Genomic DNA, 13,003 nt, shown 5'->3' with positions numbered 1-13,003 from the left:
CCACGGCAGAAGGGAGTGAGGTGCGCGAACAACCGCTGAACCGGGACACCATCGTCGCCGCCGCGCGTCGGATCGCCGATGACGAAGGTCTGGCCGCGCTTACGCTGCGGCGGGTGGCGCACGAGCTGAACACCGGTCAGGCCTCGCTCTACCGGCACATCGCCGATCGTCGTGAGCTGCTCGCCCTGTTGAACGAGGACCTCGCCCGCGCGTTTCCGGTGGTCCGGGACGGCGGGCCGCGGGAGCGCATCGTGCGGCAGTGGCTCGGGGCGCATCGGGTCCTGCTCGACCATCCGTGGGCCGCCAAGGTGATCATCGACGCCACCTCGGTGACGGCCACCGCGCTGCCCTTCGCGGAGTCGGGGATCGGTGCCCTGCTCGACGCCGGTCTCAGTCCGCAGGTCGCGGCGCGCACCTACCGCGCCGTCTGGCACCTGCTGCTCGGATACGTCGTCAACGAGCATCCCCTCGGCCATCCCGGATTCGAGGTCGACCCGGCCGCGTATCCCGCCCTCACCGCGGCCCGCCCGCACCTCGCCGCGGCCGACCCCGTCGCCGATTTCGAGTGGGCCCTGCGACGGCTGCTGGACTCCGTACTGGGCCCGGAAGCGGACGACTGAGCCTGCGGCGCAGCATGCTTCACCGGCGCAGGCGTACCGAGCAGGGGGTAGGTGGCGGGAACCTGCCTTCGAAGAAGGAGGTCGGTGGGACGCCCATCAGAATTCTGAAGTCGGCGGTCATGTGGGATTGGTCGTAGTAGCCCTGTTCCGCCGCGAGCCGGGCCAGCGGCGTGTGCGCGGCCGCGGGGAGCATCCGGCGCAGCCGATCGATCCGGGCGAAATGCTTGGGGGAGACGCCGATTCCGAGCGCGAACAGGTTGCGCAGGTGACGTTCGCTCACCGCCAGCCGGGCGGCGACCTCGGGGATCGTCGCGGTGGTGGTCGACAACAGCGCCGTGGCCGCGCGCAGCAGGGCCCGCTGGGCGGTATCGGTGTCCGGGATGCGCTGCGGCAGTACTGCTTCCAGCAAGGCCGGGATCTCCCCGGGCGTGGTGCGCGACAGCTCGTCGGCGAATCCGGCGAGGGGACCGGGCAATTCGGCCAGCGGTATGCCGCGATCGGTCAGGTCCGCCGCCGGTACGCCCAGCAGGGTGTGCGCCGCGCCCGGAGCCAGCCCGAGCCGCAGGCAGGACGCGGGTGTGGCGGTTGCCTTGTACGTCGCGCGGGTGAGCGGGCCGATCACCAGCACATCCCGCCGCCCGCTAGCCGAGTCGCGCAGCACCAGCCGGGTGGTCACCTCGGGAACGTGGATGAACGGCTCGGTCGGCTCCGGGTGGTCCGCGATGCTGTCGGCCGCGCCGAACCACGGCCGCAGGGCGGCGGGCACCGGGATCGGGCGCGTGAAGCGCTCGACCGTGCGGATCGGGGACAGCGTGCTGGTCACCGGCTCCACTGTAGGCGCGCCCGGGCCCGGGTGGCCGTGCCGAAATTTCCTATAGGCGCAGCTGGCCGGGTCGGCAGGCTGTCGTTCATGATTCTGGTGACGGGTGCGACGGGCACCATCGGTAGCGAGATAGTGCGGCAGCTGGTCGACCGGGGTGCGCCGGTCCGAGCGCTGACGCGGAATCCGGAAGCGAGCTTTCCCCCGGGAGTGCACGTGGCGCAGGGGGACTACTCCGCCTCGGCGGCGGTGCGCGCGGCCATGGCGGGTGTCGAGGCGGCCTTCCTGGTCGGCGTGCTGGGTCCGGACGACACGAATACCGACGCCGAGCTGGTCGCCGCGGCGCGGGCGGCCGGGGTGCGCCGGGTCGTGAAGCTGTCGGCGATCGGGACCGGCGATGCGAACCTGGCGGGGGTCGGGACGTGGCATCTGCCCGGTGAGGAGGCGGTCCGCACCAGCGGCCTGGAGTGGACGATCCTGCGCCCCACCGCCTTTGCGTCGAACACGCGGTCCTGGGCCGAGCCGATCCGGGCGACCGGTGTCGTGCCGGTGCGGACGGGTGACGGCCGCCAGGGTGTGGTCGATCCCCGCGATGTGGCGGCGGTGGCGGTCGAGGCGCTCGTCTCCGGCGAACACACCGGCCGGGTGTACACGCCGACCGGGCCCGAACTGCTCTCCGAGCCGGACCAGGCGGCGATTCTCGGTGCGGCGCTGGGCCGGGAGCTGCGGACCACGGCACTCTCCGACGAGGCGGCGCGGGACATGTTGCGTGCCGCCGGTCTGTCGGACGCGTTCATCGACGGTGCGCAGCAGGGAGCGGCGCATGTCCGGGCCGGTGGGAACGAGGTGCTCACCGAGGATGTGCGGCGGGTGCTCGGGCGGGAGCCGCACACCTACGCCCGGTGGGTCGCCGATCACCTGCGGGAATTCGATGGCGGTTCGATCGGGGCGCGCACCTGAGGGCGGTATTGCTCGACTGCGATCCGCGCGGGGTGCGCACATTCCCCGCCGACCGTCGGTGATGCATTGCCGCCCGGCCGATACCGGAACTCCGCGACCCGCAACGGTTTCCGCGAACCGGTCGAGCCGAGCCGGGCGGCTACCGGAATTGTGTCGCACCCGACGGAATTCCAACAGACCGGTCGTCGGTCGACGCCCGCGCGGATCGGCCACGGAATTATGTCTCAGGTGCGGAATTGCGACAGCCGAATTGTTCATCGATGGCCGAAATGCGCGGCCACAGCGCAGGTGGGCGCCACGAAAGCGCATCTGCAAACTCGAATGGCGAAAGTTTTTGGTGCGTCTCGGAAAAGTCGGTAGCGTCGTGCCCATGACGCGCTACGCGATGCCGGCGGAGACCGCTCCACACGCCCGGACCTGGCTGGCCTGGCCGGCCAAGGAGTCGGTGTGGGAGGAGCTGCTACCGCTGGTGCGCGCGGATATCACGCGTCTGGCCCGCGCGATCGCCGAGCGCGAGCCGGTCACGCTGCTGGCCCGGCGCGAGCACGTCGACGACGCGCGCGCGGCCTGCGGTCCGGCCGTGGAGGTCGTCCCCGCGCCCCTCGACGATCTGTGGATTCGCGATACCGGGCCGACATTTGTGTCCGGACCGGACGGTCCCGCCGGAATCGACTTCAACTTCAACGGCTGGGGACAGAAGTCGGAATTCCACATGGACGCGAAGGTGGCGCGAAAGGTGCTCGAGCATGCGGGAATTCCTCGCGTGATCGCGCCGATCGTCACCGAGGGCGGCGCACTGGAGGTGGACGGCGAGGGCACGCTGCTGACGACCGAGAGCGCATTGGTCAATCCGAACCGAAATCCCGGGCTCGCGCACGAGGAGATCGAAAAGGCGCTGGGCGAAATGCTCGGCGTCACCAAAGTGGTGTGGTTGCAGGGTGTCGCGGGTGAGGACGTCACCGATTGTCATGTCGACGCCGTGGCCCGTTTCGCCGCACCCGGTGTGGTCCTGGTGGATTGGCCGGTTCGTCCGGATCCGGAGGATGTCTTCGCCCGCGCCGCGGTCCAGGCGCGGGAGATCCTGCGCGAGGCCACCGACGCCGCGGGCAGGCACTTCGAGATCATCGAACTCCCGCAACCGGACGCGGCCGAATTGACCGGCGAGCGCGGCCCCGACTTCCTGTACTCCTACGCCAACTTCTACATCGGTAACGACGCCGTGTACATGCCCGCCTACGGCGACCGTCACGGCGACGACCGAGCCGCCGGAATTCTGGCCGACGCCTTCCCCGGCCGGGAGGTAGTGCGCGTGGAATACAACGCGGTGGTCGAGGGCGGCGGGGGGATCCACTGTTCAACCCAGCAGCAACCGCTGTTCACCGGCTGATGTCGGTGCTGGGTCGGGATATTCGGTGCCCCGGCTGATGTCGGTGCTGGTCGCGATATTCGGTGCCCGGCACACCGGTGGTCAGCTCGGATCCGAGCCTCGGATGGCCGCGAACCAGGTCGCGATACCGGCGGCAACGGTTGTGGCGCCGACGAATGCGGGAAATCCGCCGCCCGCGACATATACCCACAGCAGCGCGGCGAACGGTGCGGCAACGGCGAATTGGGCGTCCAGCACCAGTCTGTGCACGAACCGGGCCGACCGTGCGGCATGCCCGGGTCCGTCCGGATCGGGGCGGGCCGGATTGTCGATCAGCCTCCCCGTCGGCTCCGAATCACGCAGGCGCCCGGCGGGATACACGCGAAGCTCCCCGATCCGGATGGCGCCGTCTGCCATTCGCACTGTCGACGCTGGCAAGGTCACCAGCGCGGGATCGAAATAGATGGGCAGCCAATGCCTGCGCCCGCCGGACTCCCATTCCAGCCACGAGCGGCTGAGCAGCCGATACTGCTGCCGAACCCGCCTGCATTCCACGGTTCCCGCCGATCGCCCCGGCACCCCGCCGAGCGCCACGGCCAGCCGAAACACCGTGTAGCCCACCACGATCAGCGCCACCGCGGCGAGCATGCTCACCTGCTCCAGATCGGCGAACGGCGCCCAGGCGAGGCATATCGCCAGGGCGCCGCACGCGGTCAGGACCGGGTAGGCCAGGGGATGGCCCGATCCGGAAATCACTTCAGGAAGCCGACTTTCGTCCAGTCGTAGGTGGCCAGGCCACGCGCGCCGTAATTGGCGAGATTGGCACGCACCGCGACGATTCCCGGTGTCTGCAGCAGCGGAATCGAGTGGCCCTCCTCGAAGACCTCGCGGTCCACCTGATTCGCCAGCTCGATCGCCTTGTTCGCGTCCAATTCGGAGATCGTCTGCTCGATGAGGGCATTCAACTCCGGCGAGCCGATACGCCCGTAATTGCCCTGCAGATCGTTCGGGTTGTAACCCCAGATCTGGAAGATGCTCCCAAGCGGGAACGGATCGCCGACCCAGCTCCACATCGCGACATCGAAGTCACCGGGCTGGATGTAATCGGTGAACAGGCCGGTGCCGGGCTTGGTGTCGATGGTCATCTTCACGCCGATGCTCGCCAGGTTCTGCTGCATGATCTGCGCGATCTGCACCCAGACGTCCTGGTTGTACATGACGTTGCGGATCTCGAGCTTGCGGCCGTCCTTCTCGCGGACATCGCCGTTGAGCTTCCAGCCCGCCTCGTCGAGTTCGCGGGCGGCCGCGTCCGGATCGAAGCCGAGACTGTTGTCCCGATAGCCCTTCTGGCCCTCCAGGTAGATGTGATTGTTGAGCGGCTTCGGATCGGCGACGAGTCCGTTGTCGATCGCGGTGGCAATGCCCTGCCGATCGATCGCCTTCGAAATCGCAACGCGCACCTTGGGATCGGCCAGCAGCGAGCCCGGCGCGCCGTTGAAGGTCAGGTGCGACCATTGATTGGCGGGCGCGCGGCGAATCGCGATATCCGGGACGCCCTGGGCGGTCTTGAGTTCGTCGCGGCTCGCGATCCCCACCGAGTCGATCTCGTTGTTCTGCAGGGCGGGCACGCGTGCCGCGTTGTCCAGGACGCTGAAGGTGATGTTGTCGAGCTTCGGCGTCGCCCCCCACCACTGCGGATTGCGGCCGAGAACAATGCGGCCCTGCGCGCGATCGGTGGACTGCACCTGGAACGGCCCGGCGGTCACGGAGATCCCGTTGACGAGGCTGTTGTTGAACGACTCCGGGGTCGCGGTCACCGATTTCGGATACAGGAAGCTGTTACCCGCGAACTGTCCGCGCCAGTCGGCGAAGTGCTTGTCGAAGGTGACGACCGCCTGCCGGTCGTCGGCGCCGCGTTCGACCTTCTGGACCCGATCGAAGCCCTGGTTGTTGCTGATCAGGAAGGCTTTGTCCCTACCGCTGAGCGCATGGGCCTGGGCGGCGATGTCCTCCCAGGTGATCGGGGTGCCGTCGCTCCACGTGGCCTTGGGGTTGATCGTGTAGACGACCTGCTGCGGCGTGGTGTTGGTGAGTTCGATGCTGGTGAAGTAGTCGGTATTCAGACTCGGGTCACCGGCGGCGTCGATCCGGTACGCCTGCGGCATCATCGGCCGCTCCACACTGCTGACGTCGGCATCGCTGTCGATATGCAGCGCGTTCCAGTTCTCCGGGAACGACGAGAGCGACAGCCGCAGATTGCCCCCGTCCCGCAACTCGCTGACATCGTGCGGATTGGTGTCGTTGGTGGCCCCGATCGCGGAGGTTCCGGTCCCGGCATCGTCCGAGGCGGCGCATCCCGACAGGACCATTCCGAGGGCGACCGCGGGTATCGCGAGCCGAGACACTGTCGAACGGATCCGCATGGATCGCTCCTTCCGTCGGGATCGGTAGATCATTCGGTGAACCCGATCTTGGTGTAGTCGTAGGATGCCAGCCCGGGTGCCCCGTAGTTGGCCAGGTCCGCCCGCAGGCCCCAATTGCCCTCGTGCTGGGTCAGCGGCAGCGAGTGACCCTCCTCGAAGACCTTCCGGTCCACCTCGTTGGCCAGTTCGATCGCGCGCTGCGGGTCGAGTTCGGAAATCGTCCGCTCGATCAGGGCATTGAGCTCCGGCGAGCCGATGCGGCCGTAGTTGCCCTGCAGATCACCCGGGTTGTAGGCATAGATCTGCGGCATGCTGCTGAGCGGGAACGCGTCGCCCTGGAACGTGAACTGGGTGGCGTCGAAATCTCCGGGCTGGATCACATCGGTGAAATAGCCCTGCCCGGGACGGGTGTCGATGGTCAGTTCGACGCCGACCCGGGCGAGATTCTGCTGGATGATCTGCGCGACCTGCACCCAGGTGGCGTCGTTGTACATGACATCGCGGATCGTCAGCTTGCGGCCGTCCTTCTCGCGGACCGCGCCGTTGGGCCGCCAGCCGAGTTCGTCGAGCATGCGCGCGGCGGCGTCCGGGTCGTAGGCGACCGGGGCGGAATTGTCCCGATACCCTTCCTGGCCTTGCAGATACACGTGGTTGTTCAACGGTTTCGGGTCATCGACCAGGCCGTTCTGAATGGCGGCGGCGATCGCCCCGCGGTCGATCGCCTTCGAGATCGCCACGCGCAGTGCGGGGTCGGCGAGAATCGAGCCGGGCGAACCGTTGAAGGTCAAGTGCCGCCAGCGATTACCGGGCGCCCGCCGGATCACCATGCCCGGTGTGCCGCGCACCGTCCGGACATCGTCGATGGTGGAGAGCAGGACCGCGTCGAGTTCGTTGTTCTGCAGGGCCGACGTCCACGCCGAGCGGTCGAGGACGGAGTAGGTGATGGTGTCGAGCTTGGGCGCCTCGCCCCACCATGCGGGGTTGCGCGCCAGCACGATCCGGCCCTGCGTGCGATCGGTCGACTGCACCAGGAACGGCCCCGCCGTGAGCGAGATGCCGTCGACCAGGCTCTTGTTGAACGACTCCGGCGTGGCCGTGACCGACTTCGGATACAGCATCGCGTTGCCCGCGAACTGGCCGCGCCACTCCGCGTAGTGCCGGTCGAAGGTGAGGACCGCCTGGCGGTCGTCCACGCCCCGCTCGACCTTCGTGACCCGGTCGAATCCGCTGGTCATGGCGATCAGGAAGCCCTTGTCCCGGCCGCTGAGGGCATGGGCCTGCGAGGCGATGTCCGCCCAGGTGATCGGCGTGCCGTCGCTCCACACGGCCTTCGGGTTGATCGTGTAGGTGACCTGCTGCGGATCGGTGCCGGTCAGCTGGATGTCGGTGAAGTAGTCGTGGTTGATCGACAGCCGCCCGGCGGCGTCGACATCGAAGGCCCGCGGCAGCATCGGGCGGACGATATCGGCGATCTCCACCTCGTTCCCGTCGTTGGACACGACATTCCAGTTCGCCGGGAAGCTGGTGGTAGCGAGCCGCAGATTGCCGCCGTCGCGGACCTCCTCGCGCGGCCTGGGGTTGATGTCACTGGTGGTCCCGACCCGGCCCGCACCCTCGGGCGGTGCCGTGCTGTCGGAGGCACATCCGACGAGGCCGATCGCGACGACGACGCAGACGCATACGGTGCCGAACCCACGGACTCTCATCATCTGCTCCTACCGCGCGACGACCGGAACCGGTACGGCGTCTATGAGGGCACGGGTGTATTCGTGTTGCGGCTCCCGGAAGATCCGGTCCGCCGGACCGGATTCCACGATCTTGCCCTGGTACATGACGGCGATGTCGTGTGCGAGGTTACGGACCACCGAGAGATCGTGCGAGACGAACAGGTACGACAGCCCCCGCTCGATCTGCAGGTCTCGCAACAGATTCAGCACGCCCGCCTGGATGGAGACGTCGAGCGAGGACACCGGTTCGTCGAGCACCAGCAGTTCGGGGTCGAGGGCCAGGGCGCGCGCGATATTGATGCGCTGCTTCTGACCGCCGGAGAAGTCGGCGGGGTAGCGGTCGGCGTGCTCGGGGCGCAGCCCGACCTGCTTCAGCAATTCCGGTACGCGCCTGCGGATCTCCTCGCGCGAGCGACCGTCGATGCGCAGCGGCTCGGCCAGCGCGTCGGAGATCGGCAGGCGCGGGTCGAGGGAGGCGGACGGATCCTGGAAGACGATCTGCATCTTGCGGCGGATCTCGCGCCGCTGCGCCTTGGTGAGCCGGGAGACCTCGGTGCCGAGCACCTCGATGGTGCCCGCCTCGGGCTGTACCAGGTCCATCACCTGCGACAAGGTCGTGGACTTGCCGGAACCGGACTCGCCGACCAGCGCCAGCGTCCGCCCGCTGCGCAGCTCGAAGCTGATGCCGTCGACCGCACGCACCTCGCCGGTGCGACGCTTGAACACGACGCCGGAGGTGATCGGGAAGGTCTTGACCAGATCCGACACTGCGAGCACCACCCGCGAATCCGGCTCGGTCTCGGGCCTCGGCTCGCTGATCTCCTGACGGTAGGCCGTGAACAGGTCGTCGGTGCCGACCTCGGCGGTGCGGATGCAGGCGGCGCGGTGACCGGCCGCGGTGTCCTGCAGCGGCGGTTCCGCGGCGCGGCACTCATCGATGGAGACCGGGCAGCGCGGTGTGAACGGGCAGCCCGGCGGCAGGGCGTGCATCGCGGGCGGGGCGCCGACGATCGGAATCAGCGGCCGCCGCGCGGGGCCGTCCATGCGCGGGATCGAACCCAGCAGGCCGACCGTGTACGGCATCCGAGGAGCATTGAAAAGCTCGGTGGCCGAGGCGGTCTCGACGATCTTCCCCGCGTACATGACGGCCACTCGATCCGCCAGGGTGGCGGCGATACCCATATCGTGGGTGATCATGACGACGCCGGCGCCGGTGATATCGCGCGCCTTGCGCAGTAGGTCGAGGATCTGTTTCTGCACGGTCACGTCGAGCGCGGTGGTCGGCTCGTCGCAGATGATCAGCTCCGGGTCGTTGGCGATCGCCATCGCGATCACCACCCGCTGGCGCATGCCGCCCGAGAATTCGTGCGGGAAAGCCTTGGCGCGCTGGGCCGGTTCCGGGATGCCGACCAGGTCCAGCAGTTCCACCGCCCGCTCCGCGGCCTGCTCCCGGCTCATCTTCTTGTGCGCCAGCAGGGCTTCCGCGATCTGATCGCCGACCTTGTACACCGGCGTGAGCGCCGAGAGCGGATCCTGGAAGACCATGCTGATCCGGCTGCCGCGCAGCGCCGACAACCGGCGATCGCTCATGCCCAGCAGTTCCTTGCCCCGCAACCGGATCGAACCCCGGATCCGAGCCTGCTCGGGCAGCAGGCCGATCACGGCGAGCGACGACACCGACTTGCCGGACCCGGATTCGCCGACGATGGCCAGCACCTCACCGTCGGATACCGAATAGCTCACCCCGCGCACCGCATCGATGCGGCCCTCCTCGCTGGGGAACGACACGTGCAGGTCCGAAACCTCCAGCAGCGGTGCGGTAGTGGTGCGCAGCGGCTCGGCGGTTGCGACGGCGCGGTCGTTCTCGGTCATGCTGTGGTCTCCCGTTCCGTGGCAGCGGCCGCCTTCCGATCGGCCCTCTTGCGTGGTGTCCGGGCCCGTTTCGCGCTGGGGTCGAAGGCATCGCGCAGGCCGTCGCCGACGAGGTTGGCGCACAGCACGGTGATGATCAGCAGGCCACCGGCGAACAGGAACAGCCACGGATAGGTGAGCGCGGACTTCGTCCCGGCCGCGATCAGCGAGCCGAGCGATACGTCCGGCGGCTGCACGCCGAACCCCAGGAAGCTCAGCCCCGTCTCGGACATGATCGCCACGCCGATCGCGAGCGTGGTGTCGATGATCAGAATCGACGCGATGTTCGGAACGATGTGGGTGGTGATCACGGTCCACGTCGAGGCGCCCATATAGCGTGCCGCGCGGACGAATTCGCGTTCCTTCAGGCTCAGCGTCAGCCCGCGTACGATCCGCGCGCTGATCATCCAGCTGAACACGGCGAGCAGGGCGATCAGCAGCAGGATCGATCCGCTGCCCTTCATCCGCGGCGCGAAGATCGCGATGATGATGAAGCTCGGCACCACCAGCAGCAGATCCACCAGCCACATGATCGCGCGGTCGGTCCAGCCGCCCAGCAGCCCGGCGACCGATCCGGCCAGGGCCGCGATGACGCTCGCGATCAGCGCGACGCTGAACCCGATGAGCAGTGACTTCTGCAATCCGCGCAGGGTCTGCGCCAGCACGTCCTGGCCGATCTGGTTGGTGCCGAACGGATGCTGGGGGCTCGGCGGCTTCAGCAGCGCCTTGTAGTCCAGTTCCTGGTAGTCGTAGGGGAGGAAGTACGGCAGCACGAAGGCCAGCACCAGCATCAGCAGCAGCACGACGCCACCGGCCACCGCCGGCTTGTTGCGAAGAAACCTGCGCCACACCAGTTTCCGGCGACCGGCGGCCTGCGGCTCGGGCGCGCCCTGAACGATGATCTCGGCTTCGGTCATGAGCCCACCCGCACCCGGGGATCGAGGATCGCGTACGCGATATCGGACAGCAGGCCCGATACCAGCACCACCAATCCGGCGAACGCCGTGACGGTCGCCACGACGTAGAGGTCCTGGGCGTTGATGCCGTCGACGAGCCACTCGCCGACGCCGTGCCAGCCGAAGATCTTCTCGGTGAAGGTGGCGCCGGTGATCAGCGCGCCCAGGCTGTAGGCGAACAGGGTCGCCATCGGGATCAACGCGGTTCGCAGGCCGTGCTTGTACAGCGCGCGGCTGCGGGTGAGGCCCTTCGCGCGGGCGGTGCGGATGAAATCGCTCTGTAGCACATCGAGCATGGCGTTGCGCTGATAGCGGCTGTAGCTGGCCATTCCGGCCAGGGCCAGGCCGAGGGTGGGGACCACCATGTGCTGGACGCGGTCGACGATCTGATTCCACAACCCGTGCACGGCGGTCGCCGAGGTCTCGCCGGTATAGAGGAAGATCTGTTTGCCGCTGATCGTATTGATCTCCAGCGCACCGTATTTCAACAGGGTGGCGAGCAGGAATACCGGCGTGCTCAGCACCAGCAGCGATACGACGGTCGTGAAGTAGTCGCTGAACCGGTACTGCCGGATTGCCCCGGCCGCGCCGATCAGCACGCCCAGCACGGTGCCGACCAGTGAGCCCACGATCAGCAGCCGCAGGCTGACGCCGACCCGCCGGCCCAGTTCGTCGCTGACCGGCTGCCCGGCGAGGGTCTTGCCGAAATCGCCGTGCGCGATACCGCTCACCCAGGTCCAATAGCGCTGCGGTATCGGCTCGTTCAGGTGCAGTTCCTCGGCCTTGGCATCGATCACCGACTGTGGCGGGCGCGGATTGCGCTGCTCGAGGCTGTCCAGGGGGCGGAAGGTCAGTGACGCGAGGCTGAAGGTCAGGAAGGTCGCCAGTACCAGCAGCACGACATAGTTGAGCGCGCGTCGTAGCAGAAAGCCGGTCATCAGTCCCCTCGGGTCGGTTGCTAGCCCCTGATCATAAGGACAGGTGGCGATCGGGGCGCGTCATAGAGGGTCAGTGACAAGCACGGATCGTCAGCTCATCGTGCACCAGTGTGACGGCTTGCGGTGGTGGTTCGGCACCGCAGGTAAGGGGGCTGATCACGAGTTGACTTTCGGCGTGTCGGGAGTCGTACCGCCGAATCGTGATTACACCGAGCGTCCGATTTCGGGCAGGATGGAATAGGTGACTCGCCTGCACCTGCCCACACCGAAGATGGTGGCCACCGATGTCGATGGCACGCTGATCGATGAGCGCGAGCAGGTCACCCCACGGACGCGGGCCGCGGTCGCCGCGCTGATCGCCGACGGGGTGCCGTTCGTGCTCGCCACCGGTCGCCCGCCGCGCTGGATCGATCCGGTGATCGACGGCCTGGGCTACGCGCCGCTGTGCGTCTGCGGCAACGGCGCGGTGATCTACGACAGTGCCGCCGACCGCATCCTGCACACCAGCACCCTCGACGTGGAGAGCCTGGCGTGGATCGCCGATCTTGCCGAGCGGGTGCTGCCCGGTTGCGGCCTGGCCGCCGAGCGGGTCGGGGCGAGTGCGCACGACGCGGCCACTCCCCAGTTCGTGAGTTCGCCGGAGTACGAACATGCCTGGCTGAATCCGGACGATACCCAGGTCGCCCGCCGTGAGGTGATCGCGGCCCCGGCCATCAAGATGCTGATCCGGTTGCGCGGCGCCGCCAGCGCCGATATGCGGGCGATCCTGGAACCGGAGCTGACCGGCCGCGCCGATGTCACCTATTCGACCGACAACGGCCTGATCGAACTGTCGGCGCCCGGCGTCAGCAAGGCCTCCGGCCTGGCGACGGTCGCGCAGCGGCTCGGCGTCCAGCACGCCACCATCGTCGCCTTCGGCGATATGCCCAACGACGTCCCGATGCTCCGGATGGCGGGCCACGGCGTAGCCATGGCCAACGGCCACCCCGAGGCCCACGCCGCCGCCGACGAAATCACCGACACCAACTCCTCCGACGGCGTGGCCCAGGTCCTCGAACGCTGGTGGACCTGACCCGATCAGACCACGTGTCCCAGCACGATATCGGCCACCCGGGCAACGGGAACGGTCGTCACGACCTCCAGCGTGGCGCTCTCGCGTAGCAGCGGCTCCACGGTCTCGAAATAGTCGCCGTAATCGGTATCCACCGTCCGATGACCGCGCCGGGCCAGCTCGGTCAGCAGCGCCGACTTCCCGACCCCGGACATCCCGGTGACCAGAACA

11 protein-coding genes and 1 pseudogene are annotated in these 13,003 nt (G+C 68.0%); 4 read left to right on the top strand and 8 right to left on the bottom strand.

Annotated elements, in window-relative coordinates; translation table 11 throughout:
- Nucleotides 1–20: 20 nt before the first annotated feature.
- Entirely contained in the window at nucleotides 21–620 is a 600-nt protein-coding gene (locus tag QH290_RS21885) for a TetR/AcrR family transcriptional regulator (RefSeq protein ID WP_280267749.1), read from the top strand.
- 19 nt (nucleotides 621–639) lie between these two features.
- Here the strand turns inward: QH290_RS21885 and QH290_RS21880 are convergent, their stop codons facing one another.
- Nucleotides 640–1,443: an AraC family transcriptional regulator gene (locus QH290_RS21880; RefSeq protein ID WP_280384822.1), complete on the bottom strand. Its 804-nt coding sequence runs from the start codon at nucleotides 1,441–1,443 to the stop codon at nucleotides 640–642.
- Between the two features lie 87 nt (nucleotides 1,444–1,530).
- Between QH290_RS21880 and QH290_RS21875 the strand changes: the two genes are divergently transcribed.
- Entirely contained in the window at nucleotides 1,531–2,400 is an 870-nt protein-coding gene (locus tag QH290_RS21875) for an NAD(P)H-binding protein (RefSeq protein WP_280384820.1), read from the top strand.
- A 370-nt stretch (nucleotides 2,401–2,770) separates the two neighbouring features.
- Nucleotides 2,771–3,787, top strand: a complete 1,017-nt coding sequence (locus QH290_RS21870) for an agmatine deiminase family protein (protein WP_280267752.1) — start codon at nucleotides 2,771–2,773, stop codon at nucleotides 3,785–3,787.
- 81 nt (nucleotides 3,788–3,868) lie between these two features.
- Here QH290_RS21870 and QH290_RS21865 read toward each other — a convergent pair whose 3' ends face one another.
- From QH290_RS21865 to QH290_RS21840, 6 genes are read right to left on the bottom strand one after another with little or no spacing between them, the layout of a single operon-like run.
- Nucleotides 3,869–4,522 (bottom strand): hypothetical protein, encoded by a 654-nt coding sequence (locus QH290_RS21865; RefSeq protein ID WP_280267754.1) that lies wholly within the window; start codon nucleotides 4,520–4,522, stop codon nucleotides 3,869–3,871.
- Nucleotides 4,519–6,189, bottom strand: a complete 1,671-nt coding sequence (locus QH290_RS21860) for an ABC transporter family substrate-binding protein (protein WP_280384818.1) — start codon at nucleotides 6,187–6,189, stop codon at nucleotides 4,519–4,521. The genes QH290_RS21865 and QH290_RS21860 overlap by 4 nt, the downstream gene beginning before the upstream one ends.
- A gap of 29 nt (nucleotides 6,190–6,218) precedes the next feature.
- Nucleotides 6,219–7,895 (bottom strand): ABC transporter family substrate-binding protein, encoded by a 1,677-nt coding sequence (locus tag QH290_RS21855; protein ID WP_280267775.1) that lies wholly within the window; start codon nucleotides 7,893–7,895, stop codon nucleotides 6,219–6,221.
- Nucleotides 7,896–7,904: 9 nt separating this feature from the next.
- On the bottom strand, nucleotides 7,905–9,788 hold the full coding sequence (locus QH290_RS21850; RefSeq protein ID WP_280267756.1) for an ABC transporter ATP-binding protein: 1,884 nt from the start codon (nucleotides 9,786–9,788) through the stop codon (nucleotides 7,905–7,907).
- Nucleotides 9,785–10,744 (bottom strand): ABC transporter permease, encoded by a 960-nt coding sequence (locus QH290_RS21845; protein WP_280267757.1) that lies wholly within the window; start codon nucleotides 10,742–10,744, stop codon nucleotides 9,785–9,787. The genes QH290_RS21850 and QH290_RS21845 overlap by 4 nt, the downstream gene beginning before the upstream one ends.
- On the bottom strand, nucleotides 10,741–11,721 hold the full coding sequence (locus QH290_RS21840; RefSeq protein WP_280267758.1) for an ABC transporter permease: 981 nt from the start codon (nucleotides 11,719–11,721) through the stop codon (nucleotides 10,741–10,743). The genes QH290_RS21845 and QH290_RS21840 overlap by 4 nt, the downstream gene beginning before the upstream one ends.
- A 271-nt stretch (nucleotides 11,722–11,992) precedes the next feature.
- Between QH290_RS21840 and QH290_RS21835 the strand changes: the two genes are divergently transcribed.
- A complete protein-coding gene (locus QH290_RS21835; protein ID WP_280267776.1) occupies nucleotides 11,993–12,793 on the top strand; it encodes an HAD family hydrolase in 801 nt (266 codons plus the stop codon).
- 119 nt (nucleotides 12,794–12,912) lie between these two features.
- On the opposite strand, the pseudogene QH290_RS38190 reads toward QH290_RS21835, so the two are convergent.
- Nucleotides 12,913–12,987, bottom strand: a pseudogene (locus QH290_RS38190) (AAA family ATPase); the annotation flags it as partial.
- Nucleotides 12,988–13,003 lie beyond the last annotated feature (16 nt).

This window comes from Nocardia wallacei (genome assembly GCF_029869545.1).
GTDB classification, from domain to species: Bacteria; Actinomycetota; Actinomycetes; order Mycobacteriales; family Mycobacteriaceae; genus Nocardia; species Nocardia wallacei_A.
The sequence above is the reverse complement of the archived record's forward strand: the minus strand, read 5'-3'. Positions and strand labels throughout refer to the sequence as shown.